The sequence below is a fragment of the Brevibacterium atlanticum genome (assembly GCF_011617245.1).
In the GTDB taxonomy this organism is placed as follows: domain Bacteria; phylum Actinomycetota; class Actinomycetes; order Actinomycetales; family Brevibacteriaceae; genus Brevibacterium; species Brevibacterium atlanticum.
Map to the genome: position 1 here is coordinate 2,011,476 of NZ_CP050152.1, position 23,884 is coordinate 2,035,359.

A 23,884-nucleotide genomic window follows, 5' to 3' on the forward strand; every position below is an offset into this window, starting at 1 on the left:
AGTTCGAGGTCACAAGTCGGTTGCAGTTCTTTCTGACAAGGGCCTGAGTTTTTCTTGTGTGCTCTGGTTCACTAGGATCACTTCACATGAGAGATGAATCACGACCGTTGGTGTCGGTGACGAACGTCGAGAAGCACTACGGCGAATTCCACGCCCTGAAGAACGTCAACCTCGACATCGCCGAGCGGGAGGTCGTCGTCGTCATCGGCCCTTCGGGATCGGGCAAGTCGACACTGTGCCGGACGATCAACCGTCTGGAGACCATCACCTCGGGCAGCATCACCATCGACGGCAAGGAGCTGCCGGCCGAAGGTGCGGCGCTGGCGCAGCTGCGGTCGGACGTCGGCATGGTCTTTCAGGCGTTCAATCTCTTCGCCCACAAGACGATCCTCGAAAACGTCACTCTGGGACCGATCAAGGTCCGCAAGCTCTCGAAGTCGGAAGCGGACAAACAGGCCATGGCGCTGCTCGAACGCGTCGGGGTCGCCCATCAGGCCGACAAGTATCCCGCACAGCTCTCCGGCGGACAGCAGCAGCGTGTCGCCATCGCCCGCGCGCTGGCGATGAAACCGAAGGTGATGCTGTTCGATGAGCCCACCTCGGCGCTGGACCCCGAGATGATCAACGAAGTCCTCGACGTCATGGTCGGACTCGCGGAAGAGGGCATGACGATGGTCGTCGTCACCCATGAGATGGGCTTCGCCCGGAAGGCGGCACACCGTGTGGTGTTCATGGCCGACGGCGAGATCGTCGAGGTCGCCGAACCCGAGGAATTCTTCACCAACCCCCAGAGCGAACGAGCCAAGGACTTTCTGTCGAAGATCCTGACGAACTGACACCACCACTTTTTCCTACCGCATCACCTCACTCACAAGGAGAGACAATGAAGAAGCTCAGACTGACAGTCGCCTCGGTGGCAATCGGAATGCTGGCCCTCAGCGGCTGCGGCCAGGGCGGAACCCCGGAATCCTCCGGTGACGGGGACAAGGCGGAAGCACCGGAGTACTCGGTGGCCACCGGTGTCGACCTGAAGGATTCGAAGACCTGGCAGAAGGCCAAGGACGCCGGCGAGATCACCATCGGCGTGAAGAAGGACCAGCCCGGACTCGGCAACGTCTCGGCCGGTTCGGATACGCCGGAGGGCTTCGACATCGAGATCGCGAAGATGGTCGCCGCGCACCTCGGCTTCGAACCTGACCAGATCAAGTACACCGAAACCGTCTCGGCCAACCGCGAGCCCTTCCTCCAGCAGGGCAACGTCGACATGGTCGTGGCCACCTACACGATCAACGACGAACGCAAGAAGGTCGTCGACTTCGCCGGACCGTACTACGTCGCCGGTCAGGATCTGCTCGTGGCCGAGGACTCCGACATCGCCGGACCCGACGACCTGGACGGGAAGAAGGTCTGCTCCGTCGACGGTTCGACCCCGGCACAGAACATCGAAGACAAGTACAAGAAGGCCGAACTCGTCACCTACGACGCATATTCGAAGTGCGTGACCGACCTCCAGTCGGGATCCGTCGACGCTGTCACCACGGACGACGCGATCCTCCGCGGCTATGCCAAGCAGTACGAAGGCGAGTTCAAGGTCGTCGGCAAGCCCTTCACCGAAGAGCCCTACGGTGTCGGACTGCCCAAGGGCGACGACGCGCTGCGTGACGCCGTCAACGACGCCATCGAGGAAGGCATGGACAACGGCGACTGGAAGAAGGCCTTCGAATACACCCTCGGATCCACCGACGATGTCGACATGCCCAAAGTCGACCGCTACTGACCCCGTCCACAGATTGACATGATGCGAGGGCGCCGAACCCGGCGCCCTCGCATCGATTAAGGAATCTGCCATGGATTTCCTGGAGCTTCTCCAGATGTTCCTCTCCGGCGCGTGGGGAACGATCAAGCTCTTCACCGTCGCCCTGATCGGGTCAATGGTGTTGGGAACGATCCTCGCTGCCATGCGTGTGTCACCGACCCCGGTGCTGCGGGCGGCCGCTTCGACCTACATCAACGTCGTGCGGAACACTCCGCTGACGCTGGTGATGTTCTTCTGCGCCTTCGGACTGCCGTTCCTCGACATCCGCTTCGGATCGACGAGCTCGTTCAACTCCTTCGTCTACGCGACGATCGCGCTGACGGCCTACACTGCGTGCTTCGTGGCCGAGACGCTCAAGTCCGGCATCGCGACGATCCCGGTCGGTCAGGCAGAAGCCGCACGTGCCGTGGGACTGAGCTTCGGTCAGACCTTGGGTCAGGTGATCCTGCCGCAGGCCTTCCGTACCGTCATCCCGCCGCTGGGCAGCGTGATCATCGCGATGCTCAAGAACACCTCGATCGCCTCGGCGTTCAACAACCGGGAGCTGATCTCGGCGATGCGCAATGCCATCGAAGTCCGCGGTGACCTCGTCATCCCCCTGCTGTTCGGCACCGCCCTGGCCTATCTCATTCTGGCCCTGGTGCTCGGACGGGTCTTCGACTACCTGGAGAAGAAGCTGGTGATCATGCGATGAGCGCACCCACTCAAGTGCTGTTCGACGAACCCGGTCCGAAGTCCCGTCGGAACAACGTCATCCTCTCCATCGTCTCGGCTCTCGTGCTCTTGGCGATCGCGGCATTCGTCATCTGGAAGTTCGCCGATGCCGGTCAGTTGGAAGCCGATAAGTGGTACCCGTTCACGTTCGCGCAGATCCAGATGGTGCTGCTCCAGGGGATGATCGCGACCCTCAAGGTCGCCGTCGTCGCCTCGGTGCTCGCGATGGTCGTCGGCATCGTGTTCGCATTGCTGCGCCTGTCGAACAAGAAGGTCATCTCCGTCCCCGGCACGATCGTCCTCGAGTTCTTCCGCGGCGTACCCGTACTGCTGCTCATCTTCGCGATGTTCCTGATGTTCGGTAACGACATCGGCCCGTTCTGGTCGGTCGTCTTCGGCCTCACCCTCTACAACGGCATGGTGCTGGCGGAGATCATCAGGGCAGGCATCCTCGCCGTCCCCACCGGTCAACGGGAAGCGGCGATGGCCATCGGACTGCGGCCCGGCCAGGTGATGAGCCTCGTGCTCATGCCGCAGGCTCTGCGTGCGATGATGCCGACGATCATCGCCCAGATCGTCGTCCTCCTCAAGGACTCCGCACTGGGCTTCATCGTCACCTACCAGGATCTGCTCTACCAGGTGAACCTCATCGGCCGCGAGTACAACAACCTGCTGCCGACGTTCATCGTCGGTGCGGTCCTGTTCATCATCATCAACATGATCGTCGCGGCCTTCGCCCGGTGGCTCGAGTCCAGGCTTCAGCGCAAGACGACAGCGAACACCGAGGCGGAGGGACTTTCCGCTAAGATCGTCGACTGAGCCACCGTGGTGGCGGTGGGCCGGGTCGCACCCGACCTGGCAAGCCGTCACCATGTATCGTTCACAGAGAGGGTCGGCCCATACCGGTCGATATCCGTCGAGCGCGACCGATCCCCATCAGACAGTGTCGTCGGTGCTCTCCGTCGCCGACGCCCGTGACAAGGAGTCGCAGATGCCGCAGCCCGAACTCAGCTCCACACCGGTCAGGGTCCTGAAGAACGACGACCGGGAACGATTCGAGCTGTTCACCGATGGGACTCCGGGGGAGTTCATCGGATTCCTCGGCTACCGAGTCATCGATCCACGGACGCTGGAACTCCAGCACACGATCATCTCCGAGGGCTACTCCCGACGCGGCTTCGCCCGCACGCTGGTCACGAAGGTCCTCGACATCATCCGTGCCGACGGCGGTACTATCGTCCCCACCTGCTCCTACGTCGTGGACTACCTCGAACGATTCCCGCAGTACCGCGACCTCGTGGCTGATCGGTGACGGCAGGACCGACTGCCGACGGTGTCGGCCGCGGTGCAGGACGGGACACGGGCCCCGGTGCCGCTAACGGTGCAGGACGCTTCGCACCGAGCCCGAGCGGCGACCTGCACATCGGAAACATCCGATCGGGACTCTTGGCCTTCGTCCGCGCGCGACAGACCGGCCGGCGTTTCCTCTGGCGCATCGAAGACCTCGACCGGGTCAAGCCCGGCGCTGCCGAGTCCCAATTGGCCGTCTTCGCCGAACTCGGTGTCACCCCCGATGAGGAGCCACTCGTCCAATCGTCGCGTCTGCACCGCTATGCGGCGGCGATCGACCGGCTCGACAAGGCAGGTCTGGTCTACGAATGCTACTGCTCGCGCAAGGACATCGCGCAGGCACCGAGTGCTCCGCACGCACCGCCCGGTGCCTATCCGGGAACCTGCCGCCACCTCGGCGAGGGCGACCGGGAGGCCAGACGAGCAGAACTGGCAGAGCAGGGGCGGCAGCCGGCCCTACGGCTGCGCACCGACAACGCCGCTCATTCGATCCATGATGAGCTCCTCGGAGAGGTCACGGCCACCGTCGACGATCTTGTGCTCCGCCGGGGCGACGGCGTGTTCGCCTACAACCTCACCGTCGTCGTCGATGACTCCGCCAGCGGCGTGGACGAGGTGCTCCGCGGTGACGACCTCGCCTCCTCGGCACCGCGACAGGCCTACCTGGCCGGACTGCTCGGGGCTGGGCCGATGGGCTGGCTCCACGTGCCGTTGGTGCTCAACAGCGACGGCAGACGTTTGGCCAAACGCGATGGTGCGGTGACCTATCAGCAGCTGTGTGCCCTCGGGTGGACCGTCGCCGATGTCTTCGCCTGGATGCAGCAGTCACTGGGTTTCGACGATGCCGACGAGAACTGGACGGGCATCGATGACATGGTCGCCCACCTCGACTTCGGTCGTCTCGATGCGCAGCCCACCGTCTTCGTTCCGCCGTCGGGAGACTGAGCTGCCAGCAGAGTATCGGTGCGCTTCGACGGCGTTCAGGCCGCTGAGGTTCCCAGGGCTCCGGTGATGACCTTGTCGTAGATCGACTCGAAGGTGTCGAGCGTGTATTCGATGTCGTGCTTGGCGACGACGTCCAGCGAGGCGCTCGACATCGCCTCGTGCTCGGCGTCCGAGGCCGTGCACAGGCGGGCGAACCGGTCGGCGAGGGCATCGACGTCGCGAGGTGGGAAGAGGTATCCGTTGACGCCGTCGCGGACGAGGTGCGGCAGAGCCACCGCATCGGCGAGCACGACGGGTTTGCGGGAGGCCAGCGCCTCGAGCGTGGCGATCGACTGCAGTTCGGCAGTCGAGGGCATGCAGAAGAACGTGCAGCGTTGGTAGGCGTCCATGAGTTCTCGGTCGCTGATCTTGCCGAGGACGTGGACGCGGTCGGAGATGCCCAGCTCCGCGGCGAGCTCTGTGAGCGGTGTCTCCTGGTCTCCGCCGCCGACGATATCGGCTTCGAGGCCGAGTGCAGGGTCCGTCTTCGCAACTGCTTCGACGATGTCAGAGGCATGTTTCTCCGAGGAGAGACGCCCGACGAAGAGGACTCGCGGCGGACCCGACCTCGGTGCGGGAGATTCGGTCTCACGCAGGTGGGCGAAGCGCTCGAGATCGATTCCGCAGGAGACCGCGCGGATAGGGGAGGAGAACCCGTTCTGCGTGAGCAGATCAGCGGCCAACTGGGTGGGCACCGTGATGAAGTCGGCCGATTGGAACTTTCTGCGCAGGTCCCACCAGGCGATGGCCGTGCCGCCGTCGAGGACGGCCTTAGGAGCCTTGAGATAGGGGCGCACATTGTCGGGCATGAAATGGTTGGTGGCCACGACGGGGATGCCACGGCGGATCGATTCGGAGAACGCGTAGCGGCCGATGACGAAGTGCGCCTGGGTGTGAACGACATCCGGCTGCAGGCTGTCAAGCAGTCTGGAGAGCTCGGGTTTCGTCTCCCAGGGCATGCAGATCATCCACGTCGGATGCAACGGCCACCGGTGGGCGGTGAGTCGGTGGACGGTGACTCCGTCCTCGACGCTGACCGAGGGTTTCCCCGTGGCCGAGGGGCAGGCGACGTGGACATCGTTGCCGCGGCCGGCGAGTCCGGCGGCCAGTCGTTCGGCGAACTTCGCGGCACCATTGACTTCCGGGGCGTACGTCTCGGCCGGAATGAGGATTCGGCGGGTCGGAGTGGGACGGTGCGCAGACAGGGTTCAGCTCTCCTCGGTGTCGGTCATGGTGTCGGAACGGCGGGCGTTCCTGCGCTGAGCTTCTCGGTCTCTGACATCGGGATGATACCGCGACAATACAACGACTCCGGCGCAGGCGACCAATCCGGTGAGTGCGATGATGAGGATCAGCCATATGGGGGCATCGGCCGCCTCGCCGAGCACGACGGTGCCGAGGATGACGGCACCGATCGGATCGATGACGGTCAGGCCCGCGATGACCATCTCGGGCGGGCCCGCGGCGTAGGCGTTCTGGACGAACCAGGAACCCAGTGCCACGGCTGCGAGCAGCGCACATGCATTCAGCCAGGTGACCTGGGCGAGGCCGGCCTGCAGGAATTGGACGCTGACGAGGTGGGCGTTCGTGGCGACGCACGCGAAGAGCAGCCCGGCAGAGACGATGAGCACGAGCTGCGGGGCGTGCCGAAACGCGAGCATGATGATCAGGCCCAGAGCGACGACGACGGCGGTGATCCAGAACAGCGGCAGGGCATCCGCGCCGAGGTGGACCTCCGAACGGGCGATTGTCGCCGAGAGCGCGACGAAGACCGTCACCCCGATCGTGCACCAGACGACGGCCTGGACGAGCCGTCGGTTGACCTGGAGGCCGCGGTGACGGACACCGAGGAGCACGGAGACGATGAGGGAGAACGCCCCGATCGGCTGGACGACCATGACCGGGGCGAGCGCGAGGGCCACGAAATTGCCAGCGGTGCCGAGGCCGAGGACGAACAGTCCCAACAGCCAGCGTCGGTTGCTCAGCAGCTCGACGAAATGCGCCCAGCTCAGGCCGTTGTGCGAATCGTCCTGATCGGTGACGGCATCGTGCTGGTACAGGGCACCATAGGCGAGGGCGACAGCAGCCAGGCCGGCGAGTGCGATTGCCACTATGGTCACAGTGATTCTTCCGGGGTCGGAGGGTGCTGAGTGGTGGTGGGGACGGATTCGAGTTTACCGTCTGCCTGCAGGCATGGGACGGTCTTCAGCTGTGTCTGTCCTGACTGTACGGCTACCCGGGCGCAGTCGGTGGGGTTTGCCTCAGGTCTGTGAGCTAAAGCACTCGCTTCCGTTTTGTCTGCCTGCTCCGGTCTTTGCTAAGCTGGACAGCGCGTCCGCAGGTGACTGCGGCATTCCTCCGTAGCTCAGTTGGCAGAGCATTCGACTGTTAATCGAAGGGTCGCTGGTTCGAGCCCAGCCGGGGGAGCAGCAAAGGCCTCGTCTGTTTCAGGCGGGGCCTTCGTCGTACCTGGTGGGAATAGACAGTCTCGGCACCAGGTTGACCCACCATGAGGTCTTTCGGATTCCTGAGTTTCGGGCACTATGACGCCGAAGGCGAACTGGACGCCGGGCAGATGCTTCGCGACGCCGTGGAGATCTCGGTCGGTGCCGACTCCATCGGCGTCAATGGTGCCTACTTCCGTGTCCACCACTACGCGACGCAGGCCGCCTCGCCGATTCCGCTGCTGTCGACGATCGCGGCACGTACTCAGCGGATCGAGGTCGGCACCGGTGTGATCGACATGCGCTATGAGAATCCCCTCTACCTCGCCGAGGAGGCTGCAGCCCTCGATCTGCTCTCCGACCAGCGGGTGGCGCTGGGCATCAGCCGAGGATCACCCGAACCGGCACTGCGCGGATGGGAGGCCTTCGGTTATGAGGACCCGAGCGGACCGAAGGCGGCGACCATGGCCAGGGAGAAGTTCGACCTCTTCCTCCGCGCCGTCCGCGGCGAACGCCTCACTCCTGCCGATCCGCAGCAGTTCGGACCTAGTGTCAGGCTGCGGATCGAACCGCACTCACCGGGCCTCGAGCGTCGCATCTGGTGGGGTGCGGGATCGGCGTCCACCGCCGAATGGGCGGCGCAGCAGGGCGTGAATCTCATGAGCTCCACGCTGCTCACCGAGGCGACCGGAGCCGCATTCGGCGATCTGCAGGCAGAGCAGATCGACCGCTACCGGACAGCGTGGCGCGAGGCGGGACACGAGTGGACGCCCAGAGTGTCCGTCAGCCGCAGCATCTTCCCGATCACCACCGACCTCGACGACCTGTACTTCGGCCGCAGGGGTGGGAGTCAGGGCGACCAGATCGGCATCATCGACGACACCAGGTCGACCTTCGGTCGCACATACGCCGGCGAACCCGATCAGTTGATCGAAGAGCTCAAGGCCGATGCTGCCGTCGACGCAGCCGACACTCTCATGCTGACGATCCCGAGTCAGTTGGGAGTCGACTACAACCTCCACATCCTCGAGTCCTTTGCTGAGCACGTCGCACCCGCTCTCGGCTGGGTGCCGACCGATGCGGGCACGGACGTAGGATGGCAGTGATCGACACTACACGCAGGCAGCGAGCCCGTCGCTCGAGGGCGGTCCCTCCGCCGGGCGACACAGGAGAGAACGAGTGAGCGAGACGACGAAGATGACGCAGACCCAGAAGCGGATCCTCCTCATCGGTCTCGTTCCCCTCTTCATGTCTCTGCTGTCGGTGTCGAGTATCAATGTCGTCCTCCCATCGATCTCCGCAGACATCCATGCCTCGACCTCGGCGCTGCAGTGGGTGCTCACCGGCTATGCACTGTCCTTCGGAGTCGTCCTCGTCGCCGCCGGTCGCGCCGGCGATGTCTTCGGCCGTGGGCAGCTGTTCGCGATCGGTGTGGGTCTCTTTGGGCTCTCGTCGCTGGTGTCCGGCATCGCCCCGGATCCTCTGACGCTCAACCTCGCCCGCGTCTTCATGGGGTTGGGTTCAGGGCTGCTCAACCCGCAGGTCGTCGGCCTGCTGCAGCAGTATTTCCAGGGTCCGGCCCGCGGTCGTGCGTTCGGAATGATGGGCACGACCGTGGGACTCTCCGTCGCCATCGGACCGGTGCTCGGCGGTGCGTTCATCGCCCTGTTCGGAAGCTACCTCGGCTGGCGCGCGACCTTCCTCGTCAACGTCCCCTTCGCCGTCGCCTCGCTCATCCTCGCCCGCGCCTGGCTGCCGAGCGGTGCCTGGCGACCCGCCGTCGCGGACGGAGCCGTGAACGAGAAGAACGACAGAGACCTCGACCCCGTCGGGGTGGTTCTGCTCGGACTCGGTGTGCTCCTCATCCTGCTGCCCTTCGTCGAGTCGTCCGTCGGCTGGTTCGTGTGGCTTGCCCTGCCATTGGGTCTGGCCGCGATCTGGGTGTGGACGCGGTGGGAGCGCCGCTATGCGCGTCTCGGTCACCCGCCGATGGTCGATCTCGAGCTGTTCCGCATCCGCAGCTTCAGCAACGGCTCGATCATCATCACCCTCTACTTCCTCGGCGTGACCAGCGTCTGGGTCCTCGTGGCGATGTACATGCAGCAGGGGCTGGGGCATTCGGCGCTGGCAGCGGGCATGATCGGCCTGCCGGCAGCGCTGCTGTCTGCCGTCTCCGCTGATGTCTCCGGGCGATTCGTCTTCCAGATCGGGCGCCGCCTCGTCGTGTGGGGGATCGTGACCTGTCTCGTGGGTCTCATTGCGACCATCGCCGTCGTTCTGCTGCTGTCCCAGGGGATCGGCAGCGAATGGTGGATGCTGCTCACCCTCGCGTTCATCGGAACGGCACAGGGCATGGTGATCAGCCCCAATCAGACGCTGACTCTGCAGGAGGTGCCGCTGAAGTATGCTGGCTCCTCCGGAGGCGTCCTGCAGACCGGCCAGCGCATCGGCACATCGATGGGCTTGGCGATCATGACCGCCCTCGCCTTCTCGATCACTGCCGTGAGCAGTTGGCATATGGGCATGGTCGGAGCCTTCGCCGCGATCGCTGTGATCGTCATCCTCGCCGGCGTGGTCGGACTCAGCGAAGTTCGCCGAGGCGGCCGCCGCCGCGGGTGATTTCCCCGCGGTGAGGTTCTCGACAGAGTCGTCACACTCCCTCAGCTGTCAGCGCAATAATGTTACGTATTTTAGACAATCCGCTGTGTCCGAATGTGGAAGACTGTGAACGCACATCAGCCCACGGAAGGAAACACAGTGGTCGAGGCTGTACCAGAAGACGACCTGGCACTCGAGGATCTCGTGCGCTCGGGCGGGATCGAAACCTATTTCGCACCGGTCGTCGACGCCTTCACCTTCCATCGAGTCGGACATCAGATCCTGCAGGCCCCCATCGGAGACCCGGCACTGGGCCGTGCGGAATCCGAGAATCTGCGATCGGCGATGCACGACTCATCGATGATCGGCGATATCGATGCGTCCCTGCGTGATACTGCACTGCGGACAGCCGAGGGTGCCGGACTGCCGAAGTCGAACCGGCTGTTCCTCCACTCCGAGGCGGAGTCCTTCGCCACGCTCGAAGACCGCACGGGAGAACCGGACCGGTCCGTCATCCTCCAGCTCGACGCCAATCGTGTCGCGAACTCACCCGCCTCGGTGCTGCGATCAGTGCGCTCGGCCCGATCACTCGGTTGGGGAGTGGGGATGTCGGCGGTGGGAGCCGATCTCCGCAGTGCCTCGTTCGTTCCCCTCGTCAACCCTTCGGTCGTCGGGCTTCACCCGGACGTGCTGCGCATCGATTCGGATTCGCATCTGGCCGAACTCAACCGCCTGCTCCACGCCCATATCGAACGCACCGGCGCGGTCATCCTCGCCGATGGAGTCGAGAGCGAGGACGATCTTGACCGGGTGCGCGCGCTTGGTGCACGCTTCATGTCCGGACCCTATTTCGGGGAGGCGTCGCAGGAGCCGCCGCCGTTCGACGAGCCGAAAGAGGATGCACTCGTCTCGCACTACTCGCGCAACCTGCCGGCGCTGGGCACTCCGTACTCCATCTCTCAGGGCCTGCGTCGTGAACCGCTGGTGATGAACCGTGAGATGCTCATCGCTCAGATCGCTGCGCTCGAAGAACGTGCGCTGGCGTCGGGGACGGCGACGATCACGCTCGGTGTCTTCGGTGAGGACGAGACGTTCTCCGAGCCGACTCGACTCCGTTATGAGAAGATCCGCGACACCGTCGGTCTCACCGCCATGTTCTCGGGAGGATTCGACGGACCGCCGATCCCCGGAGTGCGCACCGGACTCGTCGACGCCTCGGATCCGATGCGCAATGAGCACGGTGTCGTCGTGGTCGGCCCCGACTGGTCAGGCTTGGTCGCCGCATCGAAGCGAAACGATCCCGGCAGCGATGGCCAGACTGAGTACGACGTCTACATCACCACTGATCGATACACCTGCGTCGACGCCGCACGCAGCGTCCTCACCCGTGTCGCACCGCTCAACGGCGCGGCGGCGACACAGCGCGCCTGACCCTCGCCGAGGCGGCTGCCGGGTTGATGGCAGGGACTGCGTCGTCCGAATGGGACCGGGTGCGTCGTTGGTGCTAATCTTGTCTCGGTCGGCCCCCGTAGCTCAGCTGGTCAGAGCAGGGAACTCATAATTCTTTGGTCGCCGGTTCAAGTCCGGCCGGGGGCACCACGCGGGGCATTGCATGCCCACGACAGACACCCGACATCACCAGCGTCTTTGATGCTTGGCCGCTGGCCGAACATGGACTATCATGTGGTCAGCACCTCCTTTCGGATCGTAGGGGAAGACGTATCCGAGGTAGGAGGCAGAAATGGATATGACACAGGGCGTACTCTTCGTCCACTCAGCACCTCGTGCGCTGTGCCCTCACATCGAATGGGCCGCGGGCGGGGCGATCGGCGCGCAAGCACGCTTCGACTGGACACCCCAGCCGGCAGCACCCGGACTCGTGCGTGCAGAAGTCTGCTGGCGTGCGCCTGCAGGGTCCGGAGCCCGTATCGCTTCAGCGTTGCGCGGGTGGGACTCGCTCCGCTATGAGGTCACCGAAGAACCCTCAGCAGGTGTCGACGGCGGCCGCTGGAGCCATACCCCGGATCTCGGCATCTACCACGCTGTCACCGACACGGCCGGCAACATCCTCGTCCCCGAAGACCGCATCCGCTCCGTCATGGAACGTGCCGCAGGTGACCCTGCGAAATTCTCCGCAGAGATGGCAACTGCACTCGGCGAGGCGTGGGACGAAGAACTCGACGCCTTCCGTCACGCCGGTGAGGGCGCGCCCGTCCGCTGGCTGACCAAGGTCGGCTGAACCGCGCTGCTCCGGTCGGCCGTCGTCGCTCGATGACGGCGACAGCTGTTACGAATACCGCTTCAGGGCACACCTTCCTACCTCGGGTGTGCCCTGAAGCGTGCGTGAGAACATTTGATTACAGCAGTTGAACTCGCGTCACGGTGAACTCGCAGACGCAAACGGCCCCGTTGGTGGTGGATGGCACAGTCTCAGATCTTGACTGTCCACCCCCAACGGGGCCGGAACACTGTGCGGGGCCGAATCGCCTCTGTGCACGTCGCTCGCGTGGAGCGACGCTGCTCAGACGGAGCGGAACGCGACGACGGCGTTGTGACCGCCGAAGCCGAACGAGTTCGTGATCGCTGCGATGTCTCCCGAAGGAAGCTCCGCTGGAGTGTCCCGCACGATGTTGATGCCGACGACCTTCGGATCGACCTCGTCGATGTTGATCGTCGGGGGAGCGGTGCGGGTCTGCAGTGCCTTGACCGTGAGGATCGCCTCGACAGCGCCCGTTCCACCGAGGAGGTGACCGGTCATCGACTTCGTGGCCGAGACGAGGGTCTCTGCGACGCTGTCGCCGAGGAGCTCGCTGATCGCCAGCGATTCCGGGATGTCGCCGACGGGAGTCGACGTGGCGTGGGCGTTGACGTGCTTGATGTCGGATGCCGACAGGTCGCCGGCGTCGAGAGCCTGCTGCATGGCAGCCAGGGCGTGCTTGCCCTCCGGCTCACCACCTGTGATGTGGTACGCGTCGTTCGAGATGCCCCAGCTGGCCACCTCGGCGTAGATCTTCGCACCACGGGCCTTCGCATGCTCCTCGGTCTCGAGGATCAGTGCACCGGCGCCTTCACCCATGACGAATCCGTCACGGTCGACGTCATAGGGCCTCGATGCGGTCTCCGGTGAGTCCGTGCGACGCGACAGCGCCTGCATCGAGTTGAACGCGGCCAGGGTGATCGGGTGAATCGCGGCTTCGGACCCGCCGGCGATGATGACGTCGGCGCGGCCGGAAGCGAGCACATCGTAGGCGTGGCCGAGGCTCTCGGTGGATGAGGCGCAGGCCGAGACGAGCGTCTGCACTCCGGCACGAGCCTTGAACTCCATGCCGATGGCCGCTGCCGGTCCATTGGGCATGAGCATGGGAACAGTGAGGGGCATGACCCGGCGCGGGCCCTCCTCCTGCAGAGTGTCCCAGGCGTCGAGCAGGGTCCAGACTCCGCCGATGCCGGTCGCCCAGGAGACGGCGGTGCGTTCCGGGTCGGTCTCCTCGAGGCCGGCATCCGCCATGGCCTCACGGGCGGAGATGAGTGCGAACTGGCTCGAAGGGTCAAGACGCTTGGCCTGAACGCGTTTGAGATTGTCTTCGACGACCTGTGGGTCGACCTGAGCGGCGAAGTCGACGGCGAGGCCGTACTTCTCGGACCAATCGTTGTCCATCGTGTGGACGCCGGACGTGCCGGCCAGAATGGCTTCCCAAGTGGCATCGACAGTCGCGCCCAAGGGGGTTACCGCACCGATGCCGGTGACGACAACTTTAGATGTCATGGTACAAACCTCGTCGATAGAGTGGACACGGCCCGTCTGTGGACGGGCCGTGTTCGGATGCTTGGTTCAGGCTTCCTGAGCCTTGTTGATGTAGTCAACAGCGTCCTGAACGGTGACGAGGTCCTTGACGTCGTCATCGGGGATCTTGACTCCGAACTTCTTCTCAGCGTTGACGACGATGGTCATCATCGAGATGGAGTCGATGTCGAGGTCGTCGGTGAACGATTTGTTGGCTTCGACTGCCTCGACAGCCAGGCCGGTCTCTTCGTTGACGATCTCTGCGAGCCCAGCGAGGACTTCAGCTTCGGTGAATGCCATTTCTTTCCTACTTTCTGATTCCGGCCGAGGGTCTTTCGGCCGCTTGAGGAACTTTTCGACGAGTGTCCCGCCGAATATCTTAGGACATTCACGGAGAGTTTTCCGTGAATGGTGTGTCTCAGGGCAGGCGCACGACCTGTGCACCGTAGACGAGTCCCGCTCCGAAGCCCATCTGCAGGGCCAAGCCCCCGCTGAGTTCGGGCTGCTCGCGCAGGAGACGCTCGGTGGCGAGCGGAATCGACGCCGCCGAGGTGTTCCCGTTGTCGGCGATATCACGTGCGATGACGACGGACTCGGGCAGCTTCAGCTGCTTGGCGAGTTCGTCGATGATGCGCATGTTCGCCTGATGGGGGATGAAGGCGGCAAGATCGCTCGCTTCGACTCCCGACGCGGCGAGCGCTTCCTTGGCCACCTCGGCGCCGTCCCAGACGGCCCAGCGGAAGACGGTCGGTCCGTCCTGACGCAGGGTGGGGAACGGCAGATCACGGTCGTCGCGGATGTCCATGAGGGAGTCGGTCATGCGGATCGTCGACCAGTTCTCACCCTTGGATCCCCAGACGGTCTTCGAGATGCCCGGTTCGTCCGATGAGGTGACCACGACGGCTCCCGCCCCGTCGCCGAGGATGAACGAGATCGAACGGTCCTCGGGATCGATGACGTCCGAGAGCTTCTCGGCACCGATGACGAGCACGTTGTCCATCGTGCCGGCGCGCACCAGGGCATCGGCCTGCGAGATTCCGTAGCAGTATCCCGCGCAGGCGGCGCTGATGTCCCACGCAGGCACCGGGCCGGTGCCGAGGCGATCGGTGAGCGCGGCGGCCGCCGACGGGGTGAAGTACGGGAAGGTGACGGTGGAGATGATGATGCCGCCGATGTCCTCGGGCTTGAGCCCGGAGGAGGCGATGGCCTCGAGGGCCGCCTCTTCGCACATGTCGAGGACGCCGACGTCCTTGCTCGCACGTCGACGCGTGATGATGCCGGTGCGCTGGCGGATCCATTCGTCGGAGGAGTTGATCGGTCCGGCGATGTCGTCGTTGGTGACGAGGTTCTCGGCGCGGTAGGCGCCGATTCCCGCGATGCGGGAGAACCGCGCCGGCTCGGCTGTCTTCAGTGTTGGCATGACTCTTGTCCTTTGATGCTCAGGCGTGTGCTGCCGCGAACTCACGCGCGCCGTCGAGGTCGGCGGCTGATTTGATGGCGAATGTCTCCACGCCCTTCATGGCGCGGCGAGCGATTCCGGTGAGTGTGCCGCCGGGAACGAGCTCGATCATCCCGGTCACTCCCTCGGCCAGGAGGGACTCCTGGCACAGGTCCCAGCGCACGGGGTTGGTGACCTGCTTGACGAGCAGATCGACGTAGTCGCGGCCGCCGGCCACGGCCGAACCGTCCGAGTTGGTGAGGATGCGCACCTGCGGGTCGGAGATCTCGAGCTCCGAGGCGGTGGCGTCGAGTGCCTCGGTGGCCGGAGCCATGTACTCGGTGTGGAAGGCACCGGCGACGGGCAGCGGGATGACTCGTGCTCGTTCCGGTGGGTTCTCCGCCAGCGCATCCAGGGCTTCGCGGGAACCGGCGGCGACGGTCTGCCCGCCGCCGTTGACGTTGGCGGGGCTGGCGCCGGCGGCCTCGATGGCGGCGAGCACATCCTCGGGCACTCCGCCGACGACGGCGGACATGCCGGTGGGGGTGGCAGCGGCGGCCGAGGCCATTCCGTTCGCACGCACCGACACGAAGGACATGGCATCGGCCGAGGTGAAGATTCCGGCGAGCTGCGCTGCGGCGATCTCGCCGACCGAATGTCCGGCGACGACGGCGGGCGTCACGCCGAGTTCCGCGGCGCACGCGATCGCCGAGGCGACGAGGAGAGGCTGAGCCAGCGCGGTGTCCTTGATCGTCTCGTCATCGGATTCCGTTCCGTGCAGACGCAGATCGATCCCCGAGGCGGCCTGGAGTTCGTCGATCTGGGCGGAGAAGGTCTCGAGTTCGAGGAAGGAGCTCAAGAATCCGGATTTCTGGGCGCCCTGGCCCGGGCAGGTGATTGCTAGCACTCAGTTCTCTTTTCGTTGGGTTTCGCAGATCAATCTAGTGGACACAATGTCCAGGTCAAGGAGTTTTGTCGGTGTTCGACAATAGGCCGTCCTCTGACAGTCGTCCGTACACCAATGCGATATGGATGACGAAGGCATCGCGCGACGTCGTCGGATCGAGTCCGATCGCGTCCGTGATCTTCCGCAGACGGTAGCGCACGGTGTTCGGATGCACGGACAGGGCCTTGGCCGTGGCTTCGAGGGAGGCGCCGAACTCGACATAGGCGCTGACGGTCTTGAGCAGCTGTCCCGTCCCCGAGGTGAGCGGCTCGTAATAGCGTGCGATGAGTTCGTGCAGCGCCATCGCATCACCGGACAGGGCACGTTCGGGCAGCAGATCGTCTGCCTTGACCGGCCGGGGGGAGTCAGGACGGGCGGTGGCGGCCTTGAGGGCCCGGATCGCGGCCTTCGCCGAGGTGGCCGCCTCGGCGAGGGCCGGAACCGTCGGCCCGACGATGACTTCAGAGGGGCCGAAGCAGTCGGAGAGGTCCTCGACGGCGGCGTCGAGCTCGGTGACCCCGCCGAGGACGATGAGCAGCCGATTGTCATGGATGCCCACGAGCGCGTCATCGGCCCAGCGGCGGCACTTGCGCCTGACGGATTCGAGCCCCTTCTTCGCCGACCGCTGGGGTGCCCGGCCGACGATGACACAGACCGGGCCGTCGGACTGCCAGCCGAAGGCTGCGGTGCGGCTGGCGAGTTCATCGACGGAGTCTCCGCGCACGAGGGCGTCGATGACCATGGCCTCCAACCGGGCATCCCAGCTGCCGCGGGCTTCGGCTGCCCGGGCGTAGACGTCGGCTGCGGCGAAGGCGACCTCACGGGAGTAGATGAGCACGGCCTCGCGCAGAGCCGACTGTTCGGCCGGGCGGGCGATATCGGGCACGCGTTCCTCGACCACCTCGACGACGGTCTTGAGCAGCTGCAGGGTCTGCTGGAGGCTGATGGCGCGGATGAGGTCACGGGGGGCGTTCTTGAAGATGTCGGAGACCACGCGCAGGTTCGTATCGGGTTTGCGGTACCAGTCGATGAAGGAGGAGATTCCCGACTGGGCGAGCACTCCCACCCATGAGCGGTCGGATGAGGACATCGTGCGGTACCAGGGCAGCTGCGTCTCGAGTCGCTGCAGGGTCACCGAGGACAGGACTCCCACTCCGGCACGCAGTCGGCGGGCGGTTTCGGCGCGACGGCGCAGGGTCTCGGAATCGGACATCATGGCCACCACTTTAGACGAATAGTCACAAGCTGCTTGTCAGCGACATACAAACTCTTCGATCTGGGTACAAATATGGCCGGAGTCTTTGAGACTCCGGCCATATTCGCGAGCAGTGGTCGAGCTCAGCGCTCGGGCACTGGCAGAGGGTCAGGCTCCTGCACCCTCGGTCGATCCCGAGGCGCCGGCACGAACGTCGTCGAGCTGGTACTTCTGCGCCGCCTCGGCGGCCTTCTCCTTCGGCACTGCACCGGTGTCGGCCAGTGAGAGGAGGGCCTGGGTGACCACCGACGGTCCGTCGACGAGGTAGTAGCGGCGGGCGGCCGGACGGGTGTCCGAGATCGCGTAGCCGTCGGTGCCGAGCGAGGTGAAGTGGCTGGGCACGTATTGGCGGATCTGGTCGGGAACGGCCCGCATGTAGTCCGAAGTCGCGATGACAGGGCCTTCGGCCTCGGCCATCTTCGCCGTGACGTAGGGCACGCGCGGTTCGGCTTCGGGGTTCTTCAGCCGATCGTTCTCCGCATCGAGTCCGTCGCGGCGGAGCTCGGTCCACGAGGTCACCGACCACACGTCGGCAGAGACTCCCCAGTCCTGATCCAGCAGCTCCTGAGCTTCGAGGACCCACGGCACTCCGACGCCCGAGGCCATCAGCTGCACCTTCGGGCCCCCGTTGTCGGGTCCCTTCTTGAGCAGGTAGAGGCCCTTGAGGACGCCTTCGACGTCGAGGTCCTCCGGCTCGGCCGGCTGCACCATCGGTTCGTTGTACATCGTGATGTAGTAGAGGACGTTCGGGTCGCGTTCATCGGCGGGATCGTACATCCGGTGGATGCCGTCCTTGACGATATGAGCGATCTCGTAGCTGTACGCCGGGTCGTAAGAGACGACCGACGGGTACGTCGAGGCGAGCAGGTGCGAATGTCCGTCGCCGTGCTGGAGTCCCTCGGCCACCAGGGTGGTGCGTCCGGCGGTGGCGCCGAGGACGAAGCCGCGGGCCATCTGATCGCCGGCAGCCCAGAAGAAGTCGCCGGTGCGCTGGAAGCCGAACATCGAGTAGAAGATATAGAACGGGATCATCGGCTCACCGTGCGTGGCGTACGAGGTGCCGACCGCCGTCAGTGCGGCAGTCGCGCCTGACTCGTTGATGCCCACGTGCAGCAGCTGACCGTCGGTGGCTTCCTTGTAGGCCAGGAACAGGTCCCGGTCCACAGAGATGTAGTTCTGGCCGTGCGGGTTGTAGATCTTCGCCGTCGGGAAGAACGAGTCCATGCCGAAGGTGCGGGCCTCGTCCGGGATGATCGGGACGATCCGGTGGCCGAACTCCTTCTCCCGCATGAGGTCCTTGAGGATGCGCACAAAGCCCATCGTGGTCGCGATCTGCTGCTTGCCGGAACCGCGACGACCGGCCTCGAACGCCTTCTCGGACGGCATCTTGAGATCGATGTGGGTGCTGCGACGCTCGGGGGAGTACCCGCCGAGAGCGGCGCGTCGCTCCTGCATGTACTCGATCTCCGGTGCGTCGACTCCCGGGTGGTAGTACGGAGGAAGCTTCGGGTTCTCCTCGAGCTCCTTGTCCGAGATCGGGATCTGGAAGTGGTCACGGGCGAGTTTGAGGTCCTCGACCGTCATCTTCTTCATCTGGTGCGTCGCATTGCGGGCCTCGAAGTGCGGTCCGAGCGAGTAGCCCTTGACGGTCTTGACGAGGATCACGGTCGGCTGGCCGGTGTGCTCCATCGCGGCCTTGTACGCGGCGTAGACCTTGCGGTAGTCGTGACCACCGCGCTTGAGGTTCCAGATCTGCTCGTCACTGTAGTTCTCGACCATCGCCTTCGTCCGCGGATCGCGGCCGAAGAAGTTGTCGCGGACGAACCCGCCGGATTCGCCCTTGTAGGTCTGGTAGTCGCCGTCGGGGGTGACGTTCATGAGATTGACCAGAGCCCCGTCACGGTCCTTGGCCAGCAGGGCGTCCCATTCGCGACCCCAGACGACCTTGATGACGTTCCATCCGGCACCGCGGAAGTAGGACTCGAGCTCCTGCATGATCTTGCCGTTGCCGCGGACGGGTCCGTCGAGTCGCTGCAGGTTGCAGTTGATGACGAAGTTGAGGTTGTCGAGTTCCTCGAACGCGGCGACATGGAGCATGCCGCGGCTCTCGGGTTCGTCGAGCTCACCGTCACCGAGGAACGCCCACGTCTGCTGCTGGGAGGTGTCCTTGATGCCGCGGTTGTGCAGATACTTGTCGAACTGGGCCTGCGTGATGGCGTTCATGGGTCCCAGACCCATCGACACCGTCGGGTGCTCCCAGAAGTCGGGCAGCTGATGCGGATGCGGGTAGGACGGCAGACCCTGCGGTTTGCCGTCGATGAAGTGCGACTGCTGCTGCCGGAAGCCGTCGAGCTGATCGGCGGTCATCCGTCCTTCGAGGAAGGCGCGAGCGTACATTCCTGGCGAGGCATGGCCCTGATAGAAGATGTGGTCGCCGCCGCCGGGGTGGTCCTTACCGCGGAAGAAGTGGTTGAGGCCGACTTCGTACAGCGTGGCTGAGGAGGCGTAGGTCGAGATGTGGCCCCCGACCTCGACGCCCGGGCGCTGAGCGCGATGGACTAGCATGGCGGCGTTCCAGCGGTTCCAGCGACGGTAGCGACGCTCGACCTCTTCATCACCGGGGAACCAGGGTTCGTTCTCCGGACCGATGGTGTTGACATAGTCGGTGGCGGTGAGGCTGGGAACCCCGATCTGCTTCTGGCGCGAGCGCTCGAGCAGACGCAGCATGACGTAGCGCGCGCGGGAGCGACCGCTCTCGTCGATGAGGCCGTCGAGGGAGGCCAGCCATTCCTCGGTCTCCTCCGGGTCGACGTCAGGCACCTGGCTGGGCAGCCCGTTGAGGATGGGTCCGCCCTGATTCCGATTGTCCACGATGTGGTCCTCTCTTCAGCTCCACGATCTTCATTGGTGTAGAGATCATGTCCGTCAGATGGAGTGTGGTCCGCAGGATGTCTGAGCCCAGGGTCCACCCGATACTGGCATCAGCCTAGTACGGGCGGGCGAACTTCGCTCTGCCGATCGCTTGTGATCTGCCTGACGCAATCGCGTGCTTCGATGCGGTTTGGTTGTGGTTGCGGTCGGCAGACGCGCCGACATTTGCACCTTGACCTCAGTTGGCGGAACAATACAGGCATGAGCAACTCCGCTTCTGAAAGGACATCCTCCACTTCGACCCTCGCAGCCGAGCTGGGACACAACCTCGGGCTGAACAAGGGCGACTATGTGCAAGAGATCGGCTATGACGACGATGTCGACCAGGCACTCTGCGAGGCGATCGAGAGCATCATCGGCGATAAGATCGCAGACGGCGAAGAGGACGATGTCTACGACGTGATCCTCATGTGGTGGAGATCGGACGACGATGACCTCATCGACGGCCTCGTCGACGCCCAGGCCACCCTCAAGGAGGGCGGAGTCGTCTGGCTGCTCAGCCCCAAGGCCAACCGTCCCGGTCACATCAGCCCGGCCGATATCTCAGAAGCGGCGCCCACTGCCGGTATGCATGTGACCTCGACGGTCAGCGCCGCCGACGACTGGGCCGGATTCCGGCTCGTGGGCAAAAAGAACTATTCATGATTCTGCGGCCCGGTGACAGGGCCCCGGATCTCTCACTTCCCGATCAGCACGGATCGGTCATCACCCTCGCCGAGGCGACCGAACGTTGCGCACTCGTGCTCGCATTCGTTCCGTTCGCCTTCTCGCCGATCTGCGGCGACGAACTCGCCGCCCTCGACAGGTGGCAGTCACGGATGCGAGAAGCGGGACATGCTGTCAACGTCCTCGTCGTCTCCGTGGATTCGAAGTACACGCTTGCGGCATGGTCGCAGCAGACGGGGACCGCAGTCCTCCTGGGGTCGGACTTCTGGCCGCACGGTGCGACCGCCCGAGCATTCGGCGTCTTCGACTCGGATCACGGGGTGGCCGAACGCGGAGTCTTCGTCCTCTCTCCGACAGGTACGATCGTGACTGGCAGGCAGGTCGCCCGCACCGAGACTCGGAACTTCTCCGCAGACTTCGACGCGGCACTCTCCAGCCTCTGACATCCGACAGCAGCGCAGGACTCGGACCACGATCCTGCGCTGAGAGTACAGGAGGACCCCACATGGCTACGCTGTTCACGAAGATCATCGACGGCGAGATCCCCGGCACCTTCGTCCACCAGGACGAGAAGTGCGTCGCCTTCCTCGACGTCGCTCCCATGACCGAAGGCCACGTCATGGTCGTCCCGCGCGAGGAGATCTCGCACTGGATCGATGCCGACCAGGATCTGCTCGACCATCTCATGGCCGTGGCGAAGAGGATCGGCGAGGCGCAGAAGAACGCCTTCGACTGCGAGAGGATCGGACTGCTCGTCGTCGGCTACGAGGTCCCACACCTGCACATCCACGTGCTGCCGACGAATTCGATGGATGATTTCGACATCAATGATCGCGCCCCGATGCAGACCCCGGAGCAGCTGGAAGTGCCTGCTGAGAAGATCCGGCAGTCACTGACCGAGCTGTCCTGAGACCGTGGAGATCCGAGAGGAGCGGCCTCAGACCCGATGGGTCTCGAGGTAGTGGTCGAGGGCGTCCCTGACCAGTTCGGCTCCGGAGCTTCCGCCGTAGTTCGCCGCGAACCGGGGATCATCGACGTACATCTGACCGAGACCGCGGACATAGCCGGCGAGATCGCCCTCGGGGTCATGCGCCGGAGTGCCCGGTACGGCTTTCAGCCATTCGATATGGCGTCGGGCCAGGTCCTGGCATCGGTCAGATTCGGGGTCGGCCCCCGCCTCGGCGGCGGCAATCCAATCCCGCGACAGAGCCTCGATTCGGGCCTTCCAGTCCGTCTTCTGCTCGTTGCTCAGTCCTGACCACCACACATCGGAGCGCCGATACGCCTCGGCGCCCCACCTTTCGGTCACTTCCCGTTCGTGTTCTCGATGGTCGAACCCATCGAACATCTCTTCCGCCATGAGCGGCTCACCTGCTTTCAATCGTGTGATGGTCGCGGTGACGGCGGCGATCTGCCGGTCGATGCGCTCTCGTTCGCGTGCGAGTGAGAGCACATGGTGCTCGAGCGCTGCGATGGGATCCTCGCTGTGATCGAGCACCTCAGCGATCCGCGCCAACGGCAGACCCAGCTCCTTGAGGAGCATGATGCGCTGCAGACGCACCAGAGCAGCCTCGTCGTAGCAGCGATAGCCGTTGTCGGCGATGTACGTCGCCGGCAACAGGCCGATCGCATCGTAGTGGCGCAGTGTTCGGCTCGTCGTTCCCGTCAACCGTGCTGTTTCCTGAATGGACCAGTCCATAGCGAAGACTCTAGGGGTTGACGCAGCGTCAAGGTCAAGGGCGGGTGTCTCAAGCCGCTGCGCTGATGGCGTCGAGTGCGGCGAACGGGTCCCCGACAAGGTCGTCGACGGGACGGTCGGGCATGGATTCCTGCGGGGGAGTGACCCGTGTCATACTCCTCACATGGCAGAGAACAAGACACAGCCGACCGACGCCGATGTTGCTGGTTTTCTGGCCGCTGTCACGCCTGAGAAGCGCCGTGAGGACGGCATCAGGCTCGATGCGATCTTCCGGAGACGTCATCGGGGAAGATCCCGTGCTGTGGGGCCCGTCGATCGTGGGTTATGGGCGCTATCGCTATCGGTCTCCTGTGAATCAGCGCACCAAAGGCGAATGGCCGAAGACCGGATTCTCGCCGCGAAAGACCCAGCTCTCCCTGTACGGACTCAAGGACCTGTCTGAAAGCGCACAGTTGCTGTCCCAGCTCGGGCGGTACACCGAGGGTGCCGGTTGCGTGTACGTGCGCAGACTGGAGAATATCGACGAGGCGGTGCTGCGCAGGCTGATCGGCATGGCCGCAGCAAGGCCAGATGATCCCGATCGACCGGACTGATTCTGGCTGTCAGCGATGCACCGCAAAGCGGTGCCCTGGTCGGAGATCGCCTGGGTGATCAGGGGCGAGCGGTGATCGTCAGTCCCTGCTTGCGCTGGTGGACGGAGAAATACCGCAGCCCCGCCTCGGCGTCGGCGATGAAGCGACGCTGTGACCGACGCGGCAGCCAGACGATCAGACCGGGAGTCAGCTCGATCGAGCCGGTCTCTGTCTCGAGTGTGCCGGCGCCGGTGAGGACGTGGATGAGGACGTCGAGGTCCGGGCCGACATGCTCGCGGATCTCGTCGCCCGGCTCAAGAGCGATGACATTGGCATCGAGGCCTCGCTGCTGCGGAGACAGCTGCCAGACAGAACCCGCGGGTTCGGCAGGCCGCGCTGCGTCGGTGATTTCGGCGACATCGAGGACGACCCTCGGCGTTGGGGTGGATGCTCGCCTGCTGATGCGCACCCGCACCGCATCCGGGGTGCTCTCCAATGGTTCCCAGCCGACCGCATCGGCGTACTCCCGAACCATCTCCACCCGCAGTGCTTCGGGCACATGATCGTTGACGAGGATCAGCGCCTCGCCGACCTCGAGTTCCTCGTAGGTCTTGATGATGTGCGGGTGCCGCTGGGGCGTCGGAATGGTTCGGACGTCGATGACGACTTCATCGGCCACTGCAGCTC

The 23,884-nt window shown here is 64.5% G+C and carries 24 protein-coding genes and 2 tRNA genes; 16 read left to right on the plus strand and 10 right to left on the minus strand.

Annotated features, from left to right (window positions below; all coding sequences use genetic code 11):
• The first annotated feature begins 86 nt into the window (after nt 1-86).
• The 6 genes from GUY23_RS08955 to gluQRS all read left to right on the plus strand — a co-directional run bounded on the left by GUY23_RS08955 (nt 87) and on the right by gluQRS (nt 4,825).
• Nucleotides 87-836 carry an amino acid ABC transporter ATP-binding protein gene (locus tag GUY23_RS08955; protein WP_166971589.1) on the plus strand — a complete coding sequence of 250 codons (750 nt, stop codon included), beginning with the start codon at nt 87-89 and terminating at the stop codon, nt 834-836.
• Between the two features lie 47 nt (nt 837-883).
• Entirely contained in the window at nt 884-1,777 is an 894-nt protein-coding gene (locus GUY23_RS08960; RefSeq protein ID WP_166971591.1) for a glutamate ABC transporter substrate-binding protein, read from the plus strand.
• 70 nt (nt 1,778-1,847) lie between these two features.
• A complete protein-coding gene (locus tag GUY23_RS08965) occupies nt 1,848-2,510 on the plus strand; it encodes an amino acid ABC transporter permease (protein WP_166971593.1) in 663 nt (220 codons plus the stop codon).
• Complete coding sequence (locus GUY23_RS08970) at nt 2,507-3,349, plus strand: amino acid ABC transporter permease (protein ID WP_166971595.1); 843 nt, start codon at nt 2,507-2,509, stop codon at nt 3,347-3,349. Before GUY23_RS08965 ends, GUY23_RS08970 begins: the two co-directional genes overlap by 4 nt.
• A 133-nt stretch (nt 3,350-3,482) precedes the next feature.
• A complete protein-coding gene (locus tag GUY23_RS08975) occupies nt 3,483-3,842 on the plus strand; it encodes a GNAT family N-acetyltransferase (protein WP_407647385.1) in 360 nt (119 codons plus the stop codon).
• A complete protein-coding gene (gluQRS, locus tag GUY23_RS08980) occupies nt 3,839-4,825 on the plus strand; it encodes a tRNA glutamyl-Q(34) synthetase GluQRS (protein ID WP_166971597.1) in 987 nt (328 codons plus the stop codon). Before GUY23_RS08975 ends, gluQRS begins: the two co-directional genes overlap by 4 nt.
• Before the next feature lie 35 nt (nt 4,826-4,860).
• On the opposite strand, the gene GUY23_RS08985 is transcribed toward gluQRS, so the two are convergent.
• A complete protein-coding gene (locus GUY23_RS08985; protein ID WP_323127163.1) occupies nt 4,861-6,069 on the minus strand; it encodes a glycosyltransferase in 1,209 nt (402 codons plus the stop codon).
• A 3-nt stretch (nt 6,070-6,072) separates the two neighbouring features.
• Nucleotides 6,073-6,984 carry a DMT family transporter gene (locus GUY23_RS08990; RefSeq protein WP_228282816.1) on the minus strand — a complete coding sequence of 304 codons (912 nt, stop codon included), beginning with the start codon at nt 6,982-6,984 and terminating at the stop codon, nt 6,073-6,075.
• Between the two features lie 234 nt (nt 6,985-7,218).
• Between GUY23_RS08990 and GUY23_RS08995 the strand changes: the two genes are divergently transcribed.
• The 6 genes from GUY23_RS08995 (at nt 7,219) to GUY23_RS09020 (ending at nt 12,145) form a co-directional block, all read left to right on the plus strand.
• A tRNA-Asn gene (locus tag GUY23_RS08995) sits at nt 7,219-7,291 on the plus strand.
• Between the two features lie 82 nt (nt 7,292-7,373).
• Nucleotides 7,374-8,414, plus strand: coding sequence for an LLM class flavin-dependent oxidoreductase (locus GUY23_RS09000; RefSeq protein ID WP_166971599.1), 1,041 nt, complete (start codon nt 7,374-7,376; stop codon nt 8,412-8,414).
• A 91-nt stretch (nt 8,415-8,505) separates the two neighbouring features.
• The gene (locus tag GUY23_RS09005; protein WP_166975879.1) at nt 8,506-9,927 is read left to right on the plus strand and encodes an MFS transporter; all 1,422 of its coding nucleotides are present in this window, start codon (nt 8,506-8,508) and stop codon (nt 9,925-9,927) included.
• A 138-nt stretch (nt 9,928-10,065) separates the two neighbouring features.
• Nucleotides 10,066-11,337, plus strand: a complete 1,272-nt coding sequence (locus tag GUY23_RS09010) for an EAL domain-containing protein (RefSeq protein ID WP_228282818.1) — start codon at nt 10,066-10,068, stop codon at nt 11,335-11,337.
• A 91-nt stretch (nt 11,338-11,428) separates the two neighbouring features.
• Nucleotides 11,429-11,505 (plus strand) — tRNA-Ile (locus tag GUY23_RS09015).
• Between the two features lie 148 nt (nt 11,506-11,653).
• The gene (locus GUY23_RS09020; protein ID WP_166975882.1) at nt 11,654-12,145 is read left to right on the plus strand and encodes a DUF3145 domain-containing protein; all 492 of its coding nucleotides are present in this window, start codon (nt 11,654-11,656) and stop codon (nt 12,143-12,145) included.
• Nucleotides 12,146-12,427: 282 nt separating this feature from the next.
• Here GUY23_RS09020 and GUY23_RS09025 read toward each other — a convergent pair whose 3' ends face one another.
• The 6 genes from GUY23_RS09025 to aceE all read right to left on the minus strand — a co-directional run bounded on the left by GUY23_RS09025 (nt 12,428) and on the right by aceE (nt 20,200).
• Nucleotides 12,428-13,672 (minus strand): beta-ketoacyl-[acyl-carrier-protein] synthase family protein, encoded by a 1,245-nt coding sequence (locus GUY23_RS09025; RefSeq protein WP_166971603.1) that lies wholly within the window; start codon nt 13,670-13,672, stop codon nt 12,428-12,430.
• A 66-nt stretch (nt 13,673-13,738) separates the two neighbouring features.
• Complete coding sequence (locus GUY23_RS09030; protein ID WP_009882400.1) at nt 13,739-13,990, minus strand: acyl carrier protein; 252 nt, start codon at nt 13,988-13,990, stop codon at nt 13,739-13,741.
• Nucleotides 13,991-14,108: 118 nt separating this feature from the next.
• Nucleotides 14,109-15,110, minus strand: a complete 1,002-nt coding sequence (locus GUY23_RS09035; RefSeq protein WP_166971605.1) for a beta-ketoacyl-ACP synthase III — start codon at nt 15,108-15,110, stop codon at nt 14,109-14,111.
• Between the two features lie 19 nt (nt 15,111-15,129).
• Complete coding sequence (locus tag GUY23_RS09040; RefSeq protein ID WP_166971607.1) at nt 15,130-16,035, minus strand: ACP S-malonyltransferase; 906 nt, start codon at nt 16,033-16,035, stop codon at nt 15,130-15,132.
• 55 nt (nt 16,036-16,090) lie between these two features.
• Entirely contained in the window at nt 16,091-17,290 is a 1,200-nt protein-coding gene (locus GUY23_RS09045; RefSeq protein WP_166971609.1) for a PucR family transcriptional regulator, read from the minus strand.
• Between the two features lie 147 nt (nt 17,291-17,437).
• Nucleotides 17,438-20,200 (minus strand): pyruvate dehydrogenase (acetyl-transferring), homodimeric type, encoded by a 2,763-nt coding sequence (gene aceE / locus GUY23_RS09050; protein WP_166971611.1) that lies wholly within the window; start codon nt 20,198-20,200, stop codon nt 17,438-17,440.
• Between the two features lie 261 nt (nt 20,201-20,461).
• Between aceE and GUY23_RS09055 the strand changes: the two genes are divergently transcribed.
• The 3 genes from GUY23_RS09055 (at nt 20,462) to GUY23_RS09065 (ending at nt 21,836) form a co-directional block, all read left to right on the plus strand.
• On the plus strand, nt 20,462-20,905 hold the full coding sequence (locus GUY23_RS09055; RefSeq protein ID WP_166971613.1) for a DUF3052 domain-containing protein: 444 nt from the start codon (nt 20,462-20,464) through the stop codon (nt 20,903-20,905).
• Entirely contained in the window at nt 20,902-21,369 is a 468-nt protein-coding gene (locus GUY23_RS09060; protein WP_166971615.1) for a redoxin domain-containing protein, read from the plus strand. The genes GUY23_RS09055 and GUY23_RS09060 overlap by 4 nt, the downstream gene beginning before the upstream one ends.
• A 62-nt stretch (nt 21,370-21,431) precedes the next feature.
• Nucleotides 21,432-21,836, plus strand: coding sequence for an HIT family protein (locus GUY23_RS09065; RefSeq protein WP_166971617.1), 405 nt, complete (start codon nt 21,432-21,434; stop codon nt 21,834-21,836).
• Between the two features lie 27 nt (nt 21,837-21,863).
• Here the strand turns inward: GUY23_RS09065 and GUY23_RS09070 are convergent, their stop codons facing one another.
• Nucleotides 21,864-22,625, minus strand: coding sequence for a MerR family transcriptional regulator (locus GUY23_RS09070; protein WP_166971619.1), 762 nt, complete (start codon nt 22,623-22,625; stop codon nt 21,864-21,866).
• 260 nt (nt 22,626-22,885) lie between these two features.
• On the opposite strand from GUY23_RS09070, the gene GUY23_RS09075 reads away from it, so the two are divergent.
• Nucleotides 22,886-23,218: a DUF1801 domain-containing protein gene (locus GUY23_RS09075; RefSeq protein ID WP_228282819.1), complete on the plus strand. Its 333-nt coding sequence runs from the start codon at nt 22,886-22,888 to the stop codon at nt 23,216-23,218.
• A 58-nt stretch (nt 23,219-23,276) separates the two neighbouring features.
• Here GUY23_RS09075 and GUY23_RS09080 read toward each other — a convergent pair whose 3' ends face one another.
• The gene (locus GUY23_RS09080) at nt 23,277-23,876 is read right to left on the minus strand and encodes a DUF2249 domain-containing protein (RefSeq protein ID WP_166971621.1); all 600 of its coding nucleotides are present in this window, start codon (nt 23,874-23,876) and stop codon (nt 23,277-23,279) included.
• Nucleotides 23,877-23,884: the final 8 nt, after the last annotated feature.

Excerpts from the sequence above, each read along its gene's own strand:
- GUY23_RS09060 (WP_166971615.1), top strand. The coding sequence starts at position 20,902 with ATGATTCTGCGGCCCGGTGACAGGGCCCCGGATCTCTCACTTCCCGAT.
- GUY23_RS09020 (WP_166975882.1), top strand. The coding sequence starts at position 11,654 with ATGACACAGGGCGTACTCTTCGTCCACTCAGCACCTCGTGCGCTGTGC.
- GUY23_RS08955 (WP_166971589.1), top strand. The coding sequence starts at position 87 with ATGAGAGATGAATCACGACCGTTGGTGTCGGTGACGAACGTCGAGAAG.
- GUY23_RS09035 (WP_166971605.1), bottom strand. The coding sequence starts at position 15,110 with ATGCCAACACTGAAGACAGCCGAGCCGGCGCGGTTCTCCCGCATCGCG.
- GUY23_RS09055 (WP_166971613.1), top strand. The coding sequence starts at position 20,462 with ATGAGCAACTCCGCTTCTGAAAGGACATCCTCCACTTCGACCCTCGCA.
- GUY23_RS09030 (WP_009882400.1), bottom strand. The coding sequence starts at position 13,990 with ATGGCATTCACCGAAGCTGAAGTCCTCGCTGGGCTCGCAGAGATCGTC.
- GUY23_RS08960 (WP_166971591.1), top strand. The coding sequence starts at position 884 with ATGAAGAAGCTCAGACTGACAGTCGCCTCGGTGGCAATCGGAATGCTG.
- GUY23_RS09075 (WP_228282819.1), top strand. The coding sequence starts at position 22,886 with ATGCGATCTTCCGGAGACGTCATCGGGGAAGATCCCGTGCTGTGGGGC.
- GUY23_RS09005 (WP_166975879.1), top strand. The coding sequence starts at position 8,506 with ATGACGCAGACCCAGAAGCGGATCCTCCTCATCGGTCTCGTTCCCCTC.
- GUY23_RS08965 (WP_166971593.1), top strand. The coding sequence starts at position 1,848 with ATGGATTTCCTGGAGCTTCTCCAGATGTTCCTCTCCGGCGCGTGGGGA.
- GUY23_RS09025 (WP_166971603.1), bottom strand. The coding sequence starts at position 13,672 with ATGACATCTAAAGTTGTCGTCACCGGCATCGGTGCGGTAACCCCCTTG.
- GUY23_RS08970 (WP_166971595.1), top strand. The coding sequence starts at position 2,507 with ATGAGCGCACCCACTCAAGTGCTGTTCGACGAACCCGGTCCGAAGTCC.
- GUY23_RS09070 (WP_166971619.1), bottom strand. The coding sequence starts at position 22,625 with ATGGACTGGTCCATTCAGGAAACAGCACGGTTGACGGGAACGACGAGC.
- GUY23_RS09065 (WP_166971617.1), top strand. The coding sequence starts at position 21,432 with ATGGCTACGCTGTTCACGAAGATCATCGACGGCGAGATCCCCGGCACC.
- GUY23_RS09045 (WP_166971609.1), bottom strand. The coding sequence starts at position 17,290 with ATGATGTCCGATTCCGAGACCCTGCGCCGTCGCGCCGAAACCGCCCGC.
- GUY23_RS09000 (WP_166971599.1), top strand. The coding sequence starts at position 7,374 with ATGAGGTCTTTCGGATTCCTGAGTTTCGGGCACTATGACGCCGAAGGC.